We start from the raw sequence: 256 nt of genomic DNA, 5'->3' as shown, positions 1-256 counted from the left end.
CGCGCGCGCCTGCCGCTGCGCCCGCACCGGTGCGGATGGCGAAGCCGGTGACCAAGGCACCGGCCAAGCCGCGCGCCGCCGCGTCGGAGCCCAAGGTCGCGGCAAAGTCTGCGCGCCAGTCGAGCGAGCATGTCTATCAGTCGCCGATCAAGCCGCTGCCGGCCGCGGCGATCTCCTCGCTGGTTCGCAAGAACGACGCCTGGGACGAATTCTGATCCCCGAGCCGGCCGGTCATTCCCCCCGGACGGTTTGATCC

1 protein-coding gene is annotated in these 256 nt (G+C 71.1%); it reads left to right on the top strand.

Annotated features, from left to right (window positions below; all coding sequences use genetic code 11):
* Positions 1-215, top strand: a 215-nt coding sequence (locus AX681_RS22615; protein WP_197424313.1) for a hypothetical protein, incomplete at its 5' end; no start/stop codon positions are given.
* Between the last annotated feature and the right edge of the window lie 41 nt (positions 216-256).

The organism is Sphingomonas sp. CCH9-E2, from assembly GCF_001557215.1.
Lineage (GTDB): Bacteria > Pseudomonadota > Alphaproteobacteria > Sphingomonadales > Sphingomonadaceae > Sphingomonas.
This window is presented reverse-complemented; position numbering and strand designations above follow the sequence as displayed.